Origin of the sequence: Francisella sp. Scap27, assembly GCF_013394105.1 — a bacterium.
Taxonomy (GTDB): domain Bacteria; phylum Pseudomonadota; class Gammaproteobacteria; order Francisellales; family Francisellaceae; genus Francisella; species Francisella adeliensis.
In genome coordinates this window covers 1,215,192-1,233,382 of sequence record NZ_CP041326.1, presented here as the reverse complement: position 1 = coordinate 1,233,382, position 18,191 = coordinate 1,215,192, and the positions used below count along the sequence as shown (strand labels likewise).

Sequence of the window (18,191 nt, the reverse complement as noted above, 5' to 3'; positions counted from 1 at the left end):
TAAACTGTACAGTTCTTAAATATTATTTAGTAAATTATGTCTATTTTTATAAAATCCATCATATTGTTATTTTCTTTATTATTAGTGAATATCTGCGTTGCTAGAGATATTGTCTTATCTAAATTTCTAGATCAATACGGTTATGAACCTCTTAAGCTTATTGATAGTAAGGAAACATCTAATGCTCCTTATATTACTGCTAAGGTAAATGGAAAAAAAGCCTACATTTTACTAGATTCAGGCTCATCAGGAGTTAATATATTCAAAAACTCTTTAGCAGAACTAGATTTAAAAAGCTCTGATTCTTCGAGTTACTCTGCAAATATGACAGGAAAAGTTTTAAAAGATAAAACAGTGACTTTAAAGAGCATTGATGTAGGAAATATTTCACTAGAAAATATTAAGTCTGAGATAACTAATCAACCAAAAAAGTTATCGCTACCTACTCTTATTTTTGGAACAAAGTTTTTAGAAAAATATAATACACTTTTTGATTTTTCAACATCAAAAGTATATTTTACAAAACAAAGCATTTCACCTAAAAATCATTATATAATTGGTAAAAATTTTGAAGCTCAAGGGTATAAGGCTATTAAACTAAATAAACTTTTATCTGGTCATGAGATAATAACGGTTTCTTTTAATGGTAACAATGCAGTTAATTGTTTATTAGATACCGGAACATCAAATCTAACAATAGCAGAAGATTATGCAAAAAGTATAGGTCTTAAAGAAGGTGAAAAAGAAACTATTAAAGCAACTGATGGCACATTAGAGGTTTCTGATACATATATATCAAGTCTACTGTTGAATCCTCTAAATAGTTTTTTTGAACCTAGGATTGAGTTAAAAAAGTTTGATGCAACATTAGCAAATATCCAAGCGATGAGAAAATTTTTAGGGGTGTTATGTGTTGTTGGCTATAAAGAGTTAAAAGAAGTAAATGCGGTTTATGATTTTTCTGCTGGAATTCTTTATATAAAGAAGTAGCAAAACTTTAACTATATAAATTATTTTTCATAACCAATATATGTAACTTCTCCAAAACAAACCTCAAACTTAAAAATCACAAGCTTAAACCTAAAAAGGTATACACCATCCGTAATATTTTCATCTTTTATATTTTTGATAATCTCTTGCTCTAAAGCTTCATCATTATAACGACAAAGATCAAAGAAGTTTTTAAAATCATTATACAAGTTTTCAAAGTTTATAGTTTTCATAGCTTACCTACCTGTTACTTAAGTTAATATTTTTTATTAAAAACTTACTGTGATTTTATTTATAGATAACTAATTATAGCACCGTTCATACGTACTTTCCGCAACCGATAACTTAATTGTTTTTATTGTGCTATAATTTGGTAAACAAGTGCTTTAGTAGTCTAAATAGTTAATATTATGCGAATTACTCTCAAACATTTAAGAGTTTTTGTAGAAGTTGCAAAGGTAGAGTCAATAAGTGAAGGAGCAAAAGCATGCTTTATATCCCAATCTGCAGCAAGTATTAGCTTAGGACAGTTAGAAAAAATTCTTGAAGTCAAACTCTTTGACCGTAATAAAAATGGCTTAAACTTAAATAATGATGGTAAAGTTTTATTTAAAAAAGCCATTGAAATTATTGAGAAATCAAATGAATTTGAGCTTTTCAAAACATCAACAGAGAACTTACAAGGTAGCATCTCAGTAGCAGCGAACTCTGTTATAGCGACTTATATTTTGCCAAAGCTACTGTATAAGTTTCACAGAGAATATCCTAATATCAAGATAAATATTATTAGCAGCAATCTAGATAAAACTTTTGCAAATATTGAAAATGAAATATGTGAAATTGGTTTTGTCGAGGGAAGAGTTCCATTACATGAAATGAAGTCAGAAGAGATAGTCATCAAAAAATCAGAGTTAAAATTAATCTGTAGTAAAAACCATCCTCTTGCAAAATATGATTCAGTTAGTATTGATGATATTTTTGCATATAAATGGGCATACTATCACGACACTTTTACTACTCGGGATATTTTGCTACACAAAGTTGATAAAAATTCAAAAATCATGAAAAAATGGGCCGGTGATTTTTCTATTAAAGAAAATGTTTTTTTAGGTGATATAGTTTTCACTAAGAATGGTGATATGATAAAAGAAAGTATCAACTCGTTTGTTAATAATGATGATTTTTATTTACCAAATATTGAAGCTGTCAAAAGATATGTAGCAAGCAGTGATTTTCTAGCAACAGTACCAGAGATAAGTCTTTGTGATATAGATAATACTTCTCTCAAAACTCTTAATTTAAAAGATATTGTAATGACAAGAAATCACAGGATTATATTTAAAAAAGATAAACATCATACAAAAATAGTGATTTTTTTCAGAGAATGGTTACAAAAACAAAACTACTAATCACAAAAGGTGTCAGCTAAGCTAAATACCTTATCAAGAGCAATTACTGCAATATCTAACTCTTCTTTGTTAATATTTAATGGTGGGCCAACAAACACATGATTCCATCTAACAAATGAATGTAAACCCAGCTCTTTAAACTTACTAGCAATTTTAGTTGTGATGCTCATGTCTTTTGCATTATAGGCTACAAGAGGTTCTTTTGTTTTTTTATTTTTAACTAATTCAAAACAACCTAAAAGACCTTTTGCTCTATAGTCACCAATACATTTATGTTTTGTTTTTAGTTCAGCAACTTTTGTAGCAAAATAGGCTGTCATCGTGTTTACATTATCTAGGATATTTTGTCTTTCATACTCGTTAATAGCAGCTAAGCCTGCTGCACAAGATACTGGATGGCCACTATATGTAGCCCCAAGCACGAATGCTGTGTCTTGGAATTTAGCCATGATTTTATCAGATAACATACAGCAACCTAGTGGTAAGTATGATGATGTAATACCTTTTGCCATTGTTACGATATCAGGCACGATATCATAATTCATAAAACCAAACCATTTACCAGTACGACAGAAACCACTCATAACCTCATCTATGATTAATAAAATATCATACTTATCACATAAGGCTTTTACGCCCTCCATATATCCTTCTGGGTATAAATAACAGCCAGATGTACCACTCACACCTTCAAGCATAATTGCGGCAATATTTTCTGATGCTTCATAGTTTATTACTCTTTCTAAATGTTTAAGAGCTTCTTCTGTTTGTTTTATTGGGTTTTCATTATAAATACCATCATAAGTTGAAGGTATCTCAAAATGTACAACACCAGGTATGCCATCAGTATCATGCGGTAACTTTCTGGGATCTCCGCCTAGAGTCATAGTTGCATAGCTGCCACCATGAAATGATCTATACCTTGTTAAGATTTTATGTTTATTTGTATATGCTCTAGCGGCTTTTATAGCGGCTTCATTCGCACTAGCTCCACATAATGTAAAATATGCTTTATTTAAATCACCTGGCAAAAGACTAGCTAACTTCTTAGCTAACTCGCCTTTGACTTTAGTAGCATGAACTGGTGCAGGGAATGCTATTTGCTTCATTTGTTCTGTTACAGCATTTATAACGGCTTCATTTCCGTGTCCCAAATTTACGCTGATAAGACCTGCTGTGAAATCTAAGATTTTTTTACCATCATAATCATAGATGAATGAACCTTCACCTCTTTCTATACATGCAGGGTTCAGACCACCTTGCTTCACCCAAGTGAAAACATTATGATCAATATTATTTTGTTTTATTTCTTCTATAATTTGCATGGTTACTCCAAAATATTAAAAAACTAAATTGTGAATTTAAGCTTACTGAATGAAATTATTAGCTCATCCAATCTTTTTTATGCTTAGCATTCCATTTTGTTGTAATCTTCTTCGTTTGGGTCCAGAAGTCTATCGGTTGAGAGCCTGTAATGTCAGATACACCAAACTTAGAGTCTTTCCATCCACCAAAACCAAATGGTTCTCTAGGAACTGGCACACCTATATTGATACCACACATACCAGCTGTAAGTCTATCTGCAACATAAGTAGCTATTTCACCATCTTGAGTATAGACAGAAGCACCATTACCGTAGTTAGAGTTATTTTGAATTTTAATAGCGTCTTCTACTGTTTTTACTCTAATGATTGTAACTACAGGGCCAAATATCTCATCACAAGACCATGGCTGTCCAAACTCAGCACCATCAATAATAGTTGGGTTTACATAGTAACCTTTCTCACCACCTTTGACTACAGCATTTCTACCATCAAGCAAAATTTTACAACCAGCTTCTTCAGCTTTAGTTATATAGCTTTCAATTCTGTCTTTTGACTCTTTTGTAATAATAGCACCCAAGTTTTGACCTGCTGTTATTTTTTTAGACTCTTCAACAACTTTATCTATAATAACTTGTGTATCACCCACTGCTATAAGTAGAGATGCTGCCATACATCTTTGACCTGCACACCCTGTAAATGAAGCAACAATATCAGCAGCAGCCATTTCTATATCAGCATCCGGTAATAGCAATAAGTTGTTTTTTGCTCCGCCAAGAGCTATACATCTTTTACCAGACTTAGCAGTTCTTTCATACACAACTTTTGCTATAGGAGTAGATCCTACAAAAGAGACGGCTTTAATATCTTCGTGATCACAAATAGCTTCTACCACATCTCTATCACCCTGAACGACATTAAACACACCATCAGGTAAACCTGCTTCTTTTAAAAGCTCAGCAACTCTTATACAAGATAAAGGAACTCTTTCAGATGGCTTAACAATCATGGAATTACCAAGAACTAATGCCATAGGTATACTCCAATGAGGAACCATTACAGGGAAGTTTAAAGGTACAATACTTGCCACTACACCAAGAGGTGTTTTTTGCTCTTTACACTCAATACCGTTACTAATAACTTGCCTTCTATCATTTAATGTTTGAGGAATAGAAACCGCTAGCTCACATAGTTCTATTGCTTTTGCAATTTCAGCTGCCCCTTCGGCTAAAAGCTTACCATTCTCTTCAGAACAAAGTGCTGCTAGCTCATCAAAATTCTCTTGAAGTAACTGTCTATATTTAAAGAAAACTTGAGCTCGAGCTTTATATGTATTTGAACCCCAATTTTTTTGAGCTTTTTTAGCTATTTCTACAGCATGATTTACATCAGCTTTAGTAGAGCATGTCATTTTAGCTATAATCTCACCAGTTTGAGGATTATCGATATCTAGACTCCTAGTCCCAGTAGGTTTGGTTTGCTGACCGCTCATAAAATTATTAGCTTGATATTTCATTATACTTTCCTCTCTAATCTTAATTTTTACTCTTCAGCAAACAATATGTTTTTTGCCACTTTTAATTCATTAGTCTTATTTTCAACAAGACGAGTTAATCAAATTTATAACCACATATTCACTTATCGATTGGAGTAAAGCAAATTGATTTTTCTAATAGCTCATATTCAAAAAATTAATTATGTTTTGCATTATAAAATAAACCATAATGCAAAGAAGTAGTTTATTTTTCTCATAGTTACGTAATAGAGATACAAGAAGGTTTTATATGTCTAAAAAAATTAGTTTAATCAGTTTAATTGGCGTTGGAATTACTTCGTTAATAGGCTCAAGCTGGCTATTTACAGCTGAATATAGTACAAAAATTGCAGGCTATGCATCTATTCTTTCATGGGTTATTGCTGCGATAATCACTTTTGTCATAGCTTTATCTTTTATAGAATTTAGCACACTTTTTTCTATGAATGGAGCATCATCAAAGATTCCCACAATTATCTACGGGCCAATGACGGGGTTTATTTTTGCTGTATTCACATGGCTTTCATATATGATGTTTGTGCCGATAGAAAGTCATGCAGTTATTCAATATTTAGCAGTATATTTCCCGACTCTTTTGGCGAATCAAACTCACAATATGATTGCGGGTATCATCCTTGTAGCATTATCTTGCTTATTAAACTGTTTATCTATAAGCCTGATATCTCGTATAAATAATTATTTCACCTTATTAAAAATCATTATTCCAATATTTGTATCTTTATTTATAGTAATATTTTGTCTAACTACGCCTGAACAAGTTACGCACTTTATTGGTCAAAACTCTTCACATACAATAACCTGGAGATGGTCGGAGGTGTTTACAGCTATCACAATGGGTGGTATCGCATTTTCATTTATTGGTTTTAAAACCATAATTGAAATTGCTGGAGAAGCTCATAATCCTAAAAGAACTATCCCATTGTCAATATTTTTTGTAATTTTAATCTCTTTAGTGATTTTCCTTTTGGTGCAAATTGCGTATTTTTACTCTGCTAAAAATTTTGATAACGTATATGTTAGTTCAGGTGATTTTGGCGCATTTGGTGTAGTTGCATCAAATATTGGATCAAAATTTTTAAGTGCAATCTTATATTTTTCTGCGATAACATTTCCTTTTATTTGTGGTGTTATGTATCTACGAGTTTCTGTGGAGTCTTTAAATATTTTAGTAATAGAAAATATATTGCAACAAAATGCCACCAAAAATAGAAAAGGTATAAAAATTTATATGCTAATCAGTTTTGTAGTATCTCTATTCATATTTTTTGTTTTTAGTAATTGGAATCAAGTGTCTACATTTATTGCAGCCTTAATGGCTATTACTTATTTAATTGGGCCATTAGCAACTATGAATTTTAGAAAATCTATTCCTGATGAACACCGAGAATACACCTTGAAATTTGCGAATATTATTTGCTTTTTTTCATTCTATTTTTCTAGCATCATCTTTTTTTTCAGCGGTTGGGATACTATTGTAGAGATTACTTCTTTTGCTATTATTTGTAGTGTCATATTCATTATAGTTGAGAAAATAAGAGCAAAGAACCATAATTTTCACTTTGTAAAAAGTTTATGGTTCTTTTTCCATTTAAGCGGTATAACTTTTATTGCCCTTTTTAATAAACTATACCCAGAAAACTTTGGTCTTATAAGTATACTAACCAGCTTGGTGGTGCTTTCACTAATTACATATATTTATGCAAAAAAATCAAACCTTTGCTTAGAAGTAATTAAAGACAACTACTATTCTCTAAAAAAATGATTTGCTAGATTAACTTAGTAGTCTTTATAATCTTAGTTACAACCTTTTAATAAAAAGAGTAAACCTAAACGATGAAAGATATTTATCATGTAATTGGCTATCCTGTAAAGCATAGCCTTTCGCCTAAAATTCAGATGCAATTAGCTAAAGAACATAATCAGAACATGTTATTTACAGCAGTAGAAATCGCACCAGAAGATTTAGAGAACAAAATAGCAGGGTTTAAAGCTGATCCTAAAATTAAGGGGTTAAGTGTCACAGTACCTCATAAAGAAAGAGTGTTTGAGTTAGCTGATAGTGCTGATGATATAGCTCAAGATGTAAAAGCAGCTAGTAATGTTATCTTCACAGAAGATAGACAAATGAAAGCACTTAACTATGATGGTTTAGGTATTGTTAATGATATAAAAAATAACCATAAAAAAGCATTTTTAAATAAAAAAGTGCTTATAGTTGGGGCAGGTGGGGCCGCAAAAGCTGTAGTTGCTGCAATTATTAAAGAAAATCCAAGTTTATTAAGTATAGCAAATAGAACTAAAGCAAAAGCTGATGCTATTAAAAAATTATTTCAAAGTAAATATGATATTACGGTAGAGGATTATGAAAACATTAAAGGTTGTTACGATATAGTTATAAACTCAACTTCATCGAGTATATCTAACATGATGTTACCATTATCAACGAATAATTTTACTTCTCAAGCTTTTGGTTATGATCTTATGTATGCACAAGATGGTACAGTATTCACTAACTGGTGTGGTCAAAACAATATAACGTCATCTGATGGAAAAGGAATGCTAGAAGAGTTAAGTAAGGCTGTTTTCAAGTGCTGGAGAAATATAGCTTATTAATTTATTTTAGTTTTATTTAAAGTCTATTTCTTATAAAAATACTCTACACATACCTCCCTTAATTTTTAGACTTATATATCAAGGTCATTACGACGCATCTTATCATCAAAACATTTAAATAGAGATTATTTTTCCGAATTATTTGAATTTATTACTAATGAATGTTAATTATTACAATAATTTGTTGACTTATTTTTAATTAACAATATACTTAAGTAGGAATATTTATAGCCAATGTTTAAGATAAAAAAACTTAAATTTATTAAAAAGGAAATATAAAATGAAAAAAACTCAACTTACAATAGCTTTATTAGGTTCATTAGTTGCAACAGCTTCTTTTGCTGGTACGACTGGTGCAGAAGTAAATACTGCGATTACTAATTACTCAAAAACCAGTATCGAGAATGCTAAAACTAGTGATGATTCAATTGTTTATAGAAGTTCTACTTTAGTAGATAACATTATGAATGACAAAAATGTTCAAGGACATTTAGTAAATAGCTTTATTGCAGATAAAACAGCTGGCTTAAAAACAAAAGCAGAAAAGTACAAAGAGTTTGCTATTGAAAAGAAAGAGCGTAAAAAAGACAAATATGCTGAGAAAAAGCAAGCAGCAAGAGATGCCAAAGGTTGGTCTAAAGTAAAAGCATTTAAAGAAGAAATAAGTGCTAAGGTTGAGCTTGAAAAGCAAAGAGGTAGAGTGAAAGCTGCTGAAAAATCTCTTAATGAATTAGATAAATACGATAATGATGGTTTTTATAAAACTCAATTAGAATTAGCTAATGGAATCAAAAATGATACAGTAAAAGGATCTAAAGAATATAATGAAACTTTGCTTAAACCATCTATTGCTGTATTAGGGGATGCTTGGAGTGCTGCTAAATCATTTAACTATGTAGGCTATACTACTAACATACATAAATTCTGGGATTCTAGAATTGCTGTATGGAATGGTACTGCAGATATATCTAAAGAAACAGGTGCATTTAATGAATTAACTAATTATGCAACTATTGAAGCTGTAGCTAAAGTTAATAATACAGATGTAACACAGGCTATTAAAGAATACTCAAATGCAAATGAATTAGCGTATACAGTAACCACTTTAGGTAATAGCGAAAATCAAATATTTAATCTAGTAAATGGAAGTACTAATCTTAATACTTACTGTGCTATAAACGCTACTAAGATAGCTAGCAATGAAGCTGTTCAAAAAGCTGTTGAAACTATAGCTAAGCTACAGGATAAAGAAGAAATAGCAGATGTGTTTGAAGATGTTTTCAATGTTATAGGCATAGATAATGAATATGTAATTGCAAACCTAAAAGATAGCATAGGTCAGATGGGGGCTACAGTTATAGCTACAATTGTTGGTGATACGGGTTCTTTCCGAGTAGATGATAAATTCAATTTTATAGTTGATATTACTGATGTTATAGCTGAACCAGTTGCTGATGCAATTGCTAATAATAGTATCTACAAAGAAGTGAATGAATCTAAAGACTTAATTGTTGGTAACCAAGTGTGTGATTATAATGCTGTAAGTACTAGTAAAACTAAGGTAGCACAAGCTATGATGACCGCGGTAAATTATTACTCTAATACAATTGCTAAAGAAAGTGGTAATCCTGTAGATGAAGCAACTAAGCAAAAAGTATTACTTGCTTTAGAAGGTACAATTTACCAAAATATTAATAACATTAAGTAATTAACTTCTAAATTTAAAATACTGCTTATTATGATAAGCAGGTTCTAAAACCTTTAAAAGCCTATTACTTCATAGGCTTTTTTATATCTGTAGATAAATCACAAATTTTCACTACCCCAAACGAATATGGTAAAATATAAGTATTCTTAGCCACTATGCTTAATTAGCTTTTAGGATTATATTGAACAAGCGGATATTATTTTTAGGTGTAGGGGGTATTGGAGTATCTGCACTTGCAATAGCTGCTAAAAAGCTAGGAGCTATAGTTGCAGGGTATGATAGTAAGCCAAATAAACTTACTGCTAAGCTTGAGTCTTTAAATATAGATATTTTCTCTAGTCCTAGTGAAGTTGATGTAGCTAATTATAGTATGATAGTTTATTCAAGTGCGATACCTGATAGTCATCCACTCTTATCAACCGGGCGCCAGTTACAAGTTCAATGTTTACAAAGAGCATCTTTTTTAGCTATTTTGATGCGAGATTTTAGTCAAAGTATTGCTGTTACAGGTACTCACGGTAAGACTACTACTTCAAGTGTATTAGCAACTTTACTTTCAAAGCTTGATCCATTAAGCAGCTTTGTTGTTGGAGGCTTAGTTAAGCATACTAATTCAAACATCGAGGTAAATGGTACAGGCAGATTAGTTATAGAAGCCGATGAAAGTGATGCATCATTTTTACAATTGAATCCTTGTACTGCGATAGTTACAAATATAGACCTTGACCACATGGGTACATATAAGGATTGTTATGATAATCTTATTGAGAATTTTTATACTTTTCTAAGTAAGCCAAGTGTGAAAAAAGCTTATATTTGTCTTGATGATGAGGGTTGCCAAGATTTGCTATCAAGAAATGATTTAAGTAACAAAACAGTAGTTACTTATGGCTTTGATATAGATGCAGATGTAAGGGTTATTGACTATAACGCAAATGAAAAGCAAACTGAATTTACGATAGTTTATAATGCTGAAGAACTTGCATTTACAACAAAACTACCTGGTAAATACAATGTGTTAAATATAACAGCATGTATAGTAAACTGTCTTGATTTAGGGTTTAACTATCAACCTATAAAGAGTGTGCTTCGTGATGTGGAAGGTGTAGCTAGAAGGTTTGATATTTATAAAAAAACGCTGTTAAACCATAGGGTGCAAGTAGTTGATGACTATGGACATCATCCTGTAGAGGTTGTTAATTGCCTAAGTGCTGTGAAGGATAAATACCCTAATAAGAAGATTATACATATATTTCAACCACATCGTTATAGTCGTAATAGGGACTTATTCCCTGATTGGGTGCAAGCTTTAGCTATAGCAGATAAACTTATTTTATTGCCGACATATTCAGCAGGAGAAGAGATTATCGAAGGTGCAACAAGCCAAGCCATAGCAAGAAATCTTACTAACTGTAATTTAGTAGAGAGTTTTGATGAGGCTATATATCAGCTAGAGCAAAATATAGATGAAGAGACTGTAGTGCTAATCCAAGGTGCTGGAGATGTAACAAATATAGTAGAGATGCTTAATGATTAAAATAGAAAAGTCTACATTATATGTAGTAGCTACACCAATCGGAAATCTAGGAGATATAACACTTAGAGCTTTAGAGATTCTCAAAGGTGTAGATGTAATATTAGCCGAAGATACTCGTGAGACAGGCAAGCTTTTAGCAAACCTAAATATTCGAACAACACAAAAACTTATATCGTGCCATGATTTTAATGAAAGTGAACGCATAGAGCAGGTTAAAGAGCTTTTGGATAATGCTCAAAGCATTGCACTTGTTAGTGATGCAGGTACTCCACTTATCTCAGACCCAGGTTACAAGATTGTAAATGCCTTGCGAAAAGAAGACTTTAATATAGTGCCAATACCTGGGGTAAGTGCAGTTATTACAGCTTTATCAGTAGCGGGACTTCCTTCTGATAATTTTACTTTTAGAGGTTTTTTGGCAGCTAAGAAGACCAAAAGACAAGAGCAAATTTTAGCTTTTAGTAAGCTAAATTCGACTGTGGTTGTGTATGAATCTGTGCATAGAGTTAGTTATTTGTTAGCAGATTTAGTTGAGCTTTTACCTGTGAATAACATAGTGGTAGCAAAAGAGATCACGAAGCAGTTTGAAAAGTTTGTAAGTGGTAAACCAAATGAGGTCTCACAGTTTTTTATAGATAATCCAGATACTGTGCGTGGTGAATTTGTAGTACTTATAGATTGTAATGGTAATGATGATGACAAAACATCAATGGCTATTGATTTAAAAGATTTGCTAAAAGATTTGCTCGAAGACCTACCACTTAAGAAAGCAGTAAAGCTTGTTACAAAGCTTACTAAAGGCAAAAAGAATGAGATTTATAACTTAGCGTTAGAGATAAGGGATAATAAGTAAAATAATAAAATGGCTGAGCGGAGTCTCTGTTTTCTTAATATTTACGGGGAAATATAAAAATGTTCCAAAGAATTATATACACAACTAAACAAATGCTTAAACACAAAAAGCAAATATCAGCTGTTGCAGGTGATCATTGCATGCAAAGTGTTACAGAACTAAATGTAGAGTTTTTACAAAAAAATAATATCAAGATTGTAGCCTTAGACTTTGATGGTGTGCTAGCCGCTCATGGTAAGCCAGAGCTAGATGCAGGCGTCAAAATATGGTTAGATAGCTTTGCAAAAGAGTTTGGTCAAGAGAATGTCTTTATACTTTCAAATAAGCCTACACAAATAAGGTTAGAGTATTTCCAAAAGTATTATCCTCAGATTAGATTTATATCAGGAGTAGCTAAAAAGCCGTATCCAGATGGTTTACAAGCTGTTATTGATGCCGTAGGTTGTAAACCTCAAGATGTTGTACTCGTTGATGATAGACTACTTACAGGATGCTTAGCCTGCATCATAGCAGGGTGCTACCCTATACTAATTACAAAGCCATTTGTTGATTATGATAACTATACTACTAGTGAAAAGTTCTTTAGCTTTTTGCGTAAATGGGAGCAGAAGTTCTTTCTTTAAACTTCAGAAAAGCTTATGTTTCACAGATAAATAAAAAATATGAAACAGTGCAAAATAACCTTTTAGCATCAAACAATTCGGTAATCTCTTTTATCCATGTTAAATGTTCTTTATTTGAAATAGCATTATTTTCAAAAGCAGATTTAGCTACCCCTAAGTAGAAGTTCAAAGCTAATTGTTGGGGTAACCTAGCAACTCGAGAATCTATAGAGTAGTTGATGTTTAAGTCTTTTAATATGGATGGGAGCTCTCTACCAACCCAACCATTCTTAATATTATTATCACAATCATGATTTATGATTTTTCTTACTAACTCTCTATTATTTACATTTATTGTGTTTGTTTCCCAATCTGGCTCAATAAGACACATATAGCTATTTTTCTTTGTTACGCGAAAAAGTTCTTTTATGGCTATTTTAGGGTTAGGCACATAAAGTAGCACTCTTTCAGCACGAGAGAAGTCAAAAGAATTATCATCAAAAGATAAGTTTTCAATATTCATATCTTTAAAAGTACAGTTTTTGATACCAAACTCTTTTGCTTGTTTTAAGGCTGTAGTTATAAAGTCTTTGCTAAGATCAATGCCTGTACATTCAGTATTTTTAAAGTTTTTAGCAATTAAGATTGTTTCTAAGCCAGGGCCACAGCCAGCATCTAATACTTTTTTAGAATCTTTAGAGATTTTATCTCTTGCTATTTGTTTTAAATCTTGAATTTCAGCTATATCATTAAACTGCTTTAACGCTGCTATAAAGGTTTCGTATTGCCTTGATGAGTCGATATTTTCAAACTCTTTTAAATTAAGGTCTATATTACTGCTCATAAAATACCTCTACTTATTTATACAATTTGGTTAAATTTTCCTTTCTAGTATCATTTTTTCATTAAATACAGGAAGAAACAACCTTATTTAACTAGCTTTTTAAAGTGATATTGCTTACCATTAAGATAGTAATTTAACTCAATATTAGATATGAAAAAAATAATATTAATATTTGCTCTTATACTATCTGCTTTTAACATCTATGCAAACTACACACATGCCGAAAGCGTTTTTGATGATTATAATCAATCTACAGATAGTAACTTTGCTTACAAAAATAGCTCATTTCGTAAAGATGCTAAGGTAGAAATGTATGGAGATAAGTTCGATATAAGTAAGGGTAGTGATTATAACTGTGAGTATACTGTAGCAGGACAAGTAAGATGTTGGAAATATAAGATTCGTCAGGCTGAAGATACTAACAGAGGTGTAAGCGAAAAAATACTTAAAAATTACAATGGCTTAAAGCAGATGAAAGATGTATCTAGCGGAGATGATTTTAACTGTGCACTGGATAATGCTAATGAAGCTTACTGTTGGGGTAGTAACAGACGTGGTCAACTAGGTAGCGAAACTAAATCTAAGAATGTTAAAAAGCCTCTTAAAGTTGCTTCAGATGTTAAGTTTAGTAAAATTTATACGAAAGCGCATTATACTTGCGGAATTGATTTAGATGGACATGCTTACTGCTGGGGAGATGGTAGTAATGGCGAAGTTGGTAATGGTAAAAAAGGAAAGTTTGATACTCCTCAAAAAGTTAAAACAGATGTATTGTTCTCAAGATTAAGTATGGCAAAAACTTATGTTTGTGGCGTGTCTAAACCTGATAGTGATATATATTGTTGGGGCAAAGGAACAAAAGGTAAAACAAGTACAGCAAACTTAGACTCTAGTGTTCCTGTTCAAATCTAAAAATGAGCGAGCATCAAAATAAATTTCTCATAAACACTAAAAACAAAAAGATAGTTACAGAGATAAACTCACAGCTTGAAGGGTGTGATGAGTTTATCATAAGTGTAGCTTTTATAACACTTAGTGGTGTGGTTTGTATATTAGAAGCATTGCACCAGCTTAATCTAAGAGGTGTGAAGGGGCGAATCCTTACGGGTTGCTATCTGAACTTTACAGAGCCAAAAGCATTAGGCAAATTGCTTGAGTTTGAAAATATCGAGCTAAAAGTTCTTACAAGTGAAAATTTCCATGCAAAAGGTTTTTTCTTTCGTAGGGCAGATAATTGGCAGATGATGATAGGTAGTTCAAACCTTACTCAGTCAGCACTCACTGTAAATAGCGAATGGAATATTTTATTTCATACTCAAGAGAGTGAACAAGTCCACCAAGAAATTCTTACAGAGTTTAATCGACTTTTTGATGGAGCTATTGATTGTAAAAATATTCTTGAGCAATATCGCTTAAACTACCACAGTATAAGAAATACAACAAATCTTGAGTTGTATCAACAAGCGAAAAACATCACACCAAATACTATACAGCAGCAAGCACTAGAAAATCTTGAAATTTTGCGAAATGATGGCAAGAACAAAGCTCTTATAGTTAGTGCAACAGGCACAGGTAAGACTTTTTTAAGTGCATTTGATGTAGCGAAGGTTGCACCGAAAAGATGTCTTTTTATTGTACACAGAACAAATATCGCAATTAAAGCGAGTGAAACCTTTGCAAAGGTTATCAAAGACAAATCAATCGGTCTTTGTATAGGTAGTGATAAATCTAATGCAGACTATCTATTTGCAACTATACAAACTCTTAAAAATCCAGATGTATTAGTAAAGTTTCAGCAAGATGAATTTGATTATATAATTATAGATGAAGTTCATCATGCTGAAGCTGACAGCTATAAAAGAGTTTTAGAGTATTTTAAGCCCAAGTTTTTACTAGGTATGACAGCTACACCAGAACGAAGTGATAGTGCCGATATTTTTAAATTATTTGATTATAATATCGCTTATGAAATTCGTCTACACCAAGCTTTAGAAGAAGATTTACTTTGTCCTTTTCATTATTTTGCGCTAGAGGATTTTTATTTTGAGAGTAAGCAACCTAATAAAGATAATACCGAATCCCTAAGCTTGTTTCAGAGTCTTACTCCACCACCAAGTTCAGAACGTCCAGTAAAAGGTTTTAGTAGACTAATTAGCGATGAAAGAGTTGATCATATCGTCGAGAAAATGGAATTCTATGGCTTCAGTGGTGAAAAACGCTCAAGCCTAATGTTCGTGAGTAATGTAAATGAAGCAAAAGAGCTTGCTAACCTACTAAGTCAAAAGGGTGTAAAGGCACAAGCTCTAACTAGCCAAGACCCAGAGCATATAAGGGAGCTAGCTATCCAAGAGCTAGAAGCAAAACGCTTAGAAGTTATTGTTACGGTTGATATTTTTAATGAAGGAGTTGATATACCTTGTCTAAATCAAATTATACTTCTACGACCAACTCAAAGTGCAATTGTTTATATTCAGCAACTTGGTCGAGGGCTTAGAAAATATCGTGATAAAAAGTTTGTCGTGATTTTAGACTTTATAGCCAACTATGAAAACAATTTCCTAATACCTGTAGCTCTAAGTGGTGATAATAGTTATGACAAAGATCAACTAAAGAAATTTGTAGTTACCCCTAATAACTATATTAGTGGTAAAAGCACAATTACATTTACAAATATCGCGAAAGAACTAATCTATAGAAATATTCAAAAGACAAACTTTTCTCAGTTAAAGAATATCAAAAAAGATTATATTCAGCTTAAAAAAGAGCTTGGTAAAGTTCCGCGATTAGTTGATTTTGAGAAATACAATTTTATAGCTCCAGAGGTTATACTCAAAGCAAAAGATACTTATGTAGATATTCTACAAGCATTTAAAGAGCCGATAGCTACATTAATAAATAATGAGTACCAAATATTAAAATTTATCTCTAAAGAATTTACCCCAGCAAAAAGGCTGTATGAGACTCTAATATTAGAAAAGCTTCTTTCAAACCCATTTATATCTATGAGTGATTTACAAAGTTATATTAAAAACGAGATTACAGACTATAATCAAAAAAGTTTTGTAAATGCATTGCACCACCTGTCATTACGGACATTTACAGTTAATGCCGGTAGAGTAGAGTATCAGTCATTAATCAAGTTTGATGACACTAGCGTAACACTTACAGTTGCTAAAACTATCCATGCAAATGAGTTTTTATTAGCTCAAATAAAAGACTTGCTAGAGTACAACAAAATTATCTGTAAGAAGAAATATTCTCAAAACAAAGTAAAGAATATCGCACTATATCAAAAGTATTCAAAAAAGGATATTGCCCATCTTCTTAATCAAGACTATACAAATGGTGGAGTCAATTTAGCGGGTTATCGAGCATTTGATAATAAAGCTTTACTTTATATGACATTTGATGAGAGTAAAAAATTTACACAGTTTGATAATAAGTTTATTTCTGCAGACACATTTACATTTTTTTCAAAGAAAAATAAGTCTTTAAATGATAGTATAGAATATGGTTTGAGTAAGGTTGATTTTGTAACCTTTGTGTTTGCAAGAGTCGATAAAAATGATAACTATATGTTCTTAGGTATAGTTGATAAATGTATCAAGGTCAAAGAGATTAATTCTCCAATAAAAATGGTGAAATTCACTTTTAAGCTTAATAAGTCATTACCAATAGAAGTATCTAAATATTTTGATATGGTTAGTCAAAATAAAAGTTAACTAAAAGTTCTTTAAATAACTGTTTTTTTCTTAGTGTTTATATATAATGAAAAGTGTAGGAAAACTAAAAAGGAGTCTAGAGATGGCGTATAAAAAAGTACTATTAGCTATAAATGTATATGAAAAAACTAATGTAGTAGTAAATTCAGCTGTTGCTTTCGCACTAAAAAATAATGCAAAGGTTTTAAAGGTAGTAACAGTAATTGATTGTGTTGCCCCATTTGCACCATCAATTGTAGACTTTCAGCATTCAATTGAGAAAGAAGCCAAAGATGCACTTGATAAAGTTGTTGATAAGATTAAAGGCATTAAAGTAGAACATGAGGTCCTTGTTGGTAATCCTGCTGCAGAGGTTGTAGCGTATGCAGAAGAAAGCGCATGTGATGTAATTGTGCTAGGTTCTCATGCAACTCATGGTATAAATTTACTTCTAGGTTCAGTAGCAAATGCTGTACTTCATAGGGCAAAATGCGATGTACTTACTGTGCGAGTTAGTGATGATGAAAGTGCTGGTAGTCGAGCTCATAATTATCAGAAACTTTTAGCACCAACAGATCTTGAAAATGACTCTTGTTATGTTGTTTCAAAAGCTGTGGATATTGCAAAGCTTTATGATGCAACACTTGATACAGCATTTGTAATTCCTAATGACAGTATTTCTCTTATGACATACGAGACTGATAAGGTAGAAGAATCACTTAAAAAGTTTGCAGATGCGAATGGTATTAATGGTGATAAGTCCGTACTTATTGGTAGTATAGCAACAAGTGTTTTAGAAAAAGCTGAGGAAAATAAAAACGATTTAGTTGTTGTTGGTAGTCATAGAAGAAGTGCTTTAGGAAGGTTTTTCTTAGGCTCAACAGCAAATAGTTTACTTCATGAAGCAAGCATGGATGTTTTAGTCGTTAGACTAAAATAAGTTACACCACCTACTAATAATATCTAAAAATACTCCTTAAATATTCAAAAAAACTATTATTTACACTACTATATCTAGCACATAAGTACTTGTTAAAAGATGCGTAAAGCTTTAAAA

The 18,191-nt window shown here is 31.8% G+C and carries 15 protein-coding genes; 11 read left to right on the top strand and 4 right to left on the bottom strand.

Annotated features, from left to right (window positions below):
- Positions 1 to 36 precede the first annotated feature (36 nt).
- Positions 37 to 990 carry a retroviral-like aspartic protease family protein gene (locus FLM55_RS05965; RefSeq protein WP_178948455.1) on the top strand — a complete coding sequence of 318 codons (954 nt, stop codon included), beginning with the start codon at positions 37 to 39 and terminating at the stop codon, positions 988 to 990.
- A 20-nt stretch (positions 991 to 1,010) separates the two neighbouring features.
- On the opposite strand, the gene FLM55_RS05960 is transcribed toward FLM55_RS05965, so the two are convergent.
- On the bottom strand, positions 1,011 to 1,223 hold the full coding sequence (locus tag FLM55_RS05960; protein WP_112869082.1) for a hypothetical protein: 213 nt from the start codon (positions 1,221 to 1,223) through the stop codon (positions 1,011 to 1,013).
- 177 nt (positions 1,224 to 1,400) lie between these two features.
- Here FLM55_RS05960 and FLM55_RS05955 point away from each other — a divergent pair, with 177 nt between their 5' ends.
- The gene (locus FLM55_RS05955; protein WP_178948454.1) at positions 1,401 to 2,399 is read left to right on the top strand and encodes a LysR family transcriptional regulator; all 999 of its coding nucleotides are present in this window, start codon (positions 1,401 to 1,403) and stop codon (positions 2,397 to 2,399) included.
- Here the strand turns inward: FLM55_RS05955 and FLM55_RS05950 are convergent.
- Both FLM55_RS05950 and FLM55_RS05945 read right to left on the bottom strand, forming a co-directional pair.
- Positions 2,396 to 3,724, bottom strand: coding sequence for an aminotransferase class III-fold pyridoxal phosphate-dependent enzyme (locus FLM55_RS05950; RefSeq protein ID WP_178948453.1), 1,329 nt, complete (start codon positions 3,722 to 3,724; stop codon positions 2,396 to 2,398). The two genes, FLM55_RS05955 and FLM55_RS05950, sit on opposite strands and share 4 nt — an antisense overlap.
- A gap of 58 nt (positions 3,725 to 3,782) precedes the next feature.
- Positions 3,783 to 5,237, bottom strand: coding sequence for a CoA-acylating methylmalonate-semialdehyde dehydrogenase (locus tag FLM55_RS05945; RefSeq protein ID WP_178948452.1), 1,455 nt, complete (start codon positions 5,235 to 5,237; stop codon positions 3,783 to 3,785).
- A 268-nt stretch (positions 5,238 to 5,505) separates the two neighbouring features.
- Between FLM55_RS05945 and FLM55_RS05940 the strand changes: the two genes are divergently transcribed.
- The 6 genes from FLM55_RS05940 to FLM55_RS05915 all read left to right on the top strand — a co-directional run bounded on the left by FLM55_RS05940 (position 5,506) and on the right by FLM55_RS05915 (position 12,610).
- Positions 5,506 to 7,038, top strand: coding sequence for an APC family permease (locus FLM55_RS05940; protein ID WP_178948451.1), 1,533 nt, complete (start codon positions 5,506 to 5,508; stop codon positions 7,036 to 7,038).
- Between the two features lie 71 nt (positions 7,039 to 7,109).
- The gene (locus FLM55_RS05935) at positions 7,110 to 7,889 is read left to right on the top strand and encodes a shikimate dehydrogenase (protein WP_178948450.1); all 780 of its coding nucleotides are present in this window, start codon (positions 7,110 to 7,112) and stop codon (positions 7,887 to 7,889) included.
- Positions 7,890 to 8,169: 280 nt separating this feature from the next.
- Positions 8,170 to 9,597, top strand: a complete 1,428-nt coding sequence (locus FLM55_RS05930; RefSeq protein WP_112869087.1) for a hypothetical protein — start codon at positions 8,170 to 8,172, stop codon at positions 9,595 to 9,597.
- Between the two features lie 181 nt (positions 9,598 to 9,778).
- Positions 9,779 to 11,134 (top strand): UDP-N-acetylmuramate--L-alanine ligase, encoded by a 1,356-nt coding sequence (gene murC, locus FLM55_RS05925; protein ID WP_178948449.1) that lies wholly within the window; start codon positions 9,779 to 9,781, stop codon positions 11,132 to 11,134.
- The gene (gene rsmI / locus FLM55_RS05920; RefSeq protein WP_178948448.1) at positions 11,127 to 11,987 is read left to right on the top strand and encodes a 16S rRNA (cytidine(1402)-2'-O)-methyltransferase; all 861 of its coding nucleotides are present in this window, start codon (positions 11,127 to 11,129) and stop codon (positions 11,985 to 11,987) included. Before murC ends, rsmI begins: the two co-directional genes overlap by 8 nt.
- Positions 11,988 to 12,046: 59 nt before the next feature.
- Entirely contained in the window at positions 12,047 to 12,610 is a 564-nt protein-coding gene (locus FLM55_RS05915) for a YqeG family HAD IIIA-type phosphatase (protein ID WP_178948447.1), read from the top strand.
- A gap of 13 nt (positions 12,611 to 12,623) precedes the next feature.
- Here FLM55_RS05915 and FLM55_RS05910 read toward each other — a convergent pair whose 3' ends face one another.
- Positions 12,624 to 13,433 (bottom strand): methyltransferase domain-containing protein, encoded by an 810-nt coding sequence (locus tag FLM55_RS05910; RefSeq protein WP_178948446.1) that lies wholly within the window; start codon positions 13,431 to 13,433, stop codon positions 12,624 to 12,626.
- A gap of 150 nt (positions 13,434 to 13,583) precedes the next feature.
- Between FLM55_RS05910 and FLM55_RS05905 the strand changes: the two genes are divergently transcribed.
- The 3 genes from FLM55_RS05905 to FLM55_RS05895 all read left to right on the top strand — a co-directional run bounded on the left by FLM55_RS05905 (position 13,584) and on the right by FLM55_RS05895 (position 18,074).
- Positions 13,584 to 14,345, top strand: coding sequence for a regulator (locus tag FLM55_RS05905; protein ID WP_178948445.1), 762 nt, complete (start codon positions 13,584 to 13,586; stop codon positions 14,343 to 14,345).
- A 2-nt stretch (positions 14,346 to 14,347) separates the two neighbouring features.
- A complete protein-coding gene (locus FLM55_RS05900; RefSeq protein ID WP_178948444.1) occupies positions 14,348 to 17,155 on the top strand; it encodes a DUF3427 domain-containing protein in 2,808 nt (935 codons plus the stop codon).
- An 82-nt stretch (positions 17,156 to 17,237) separates the two neighbouring features.
- Entirely contained in the window at positions 17,238 to 18,074 is an 837-nt protein-coding gene (locus FLM55_RS05895) for a universal stress protein (protein ID WP_112869094.1), read from the top strand.
- Positions 18,075 to 18,191: the final 117 nt, after the last annotated feature.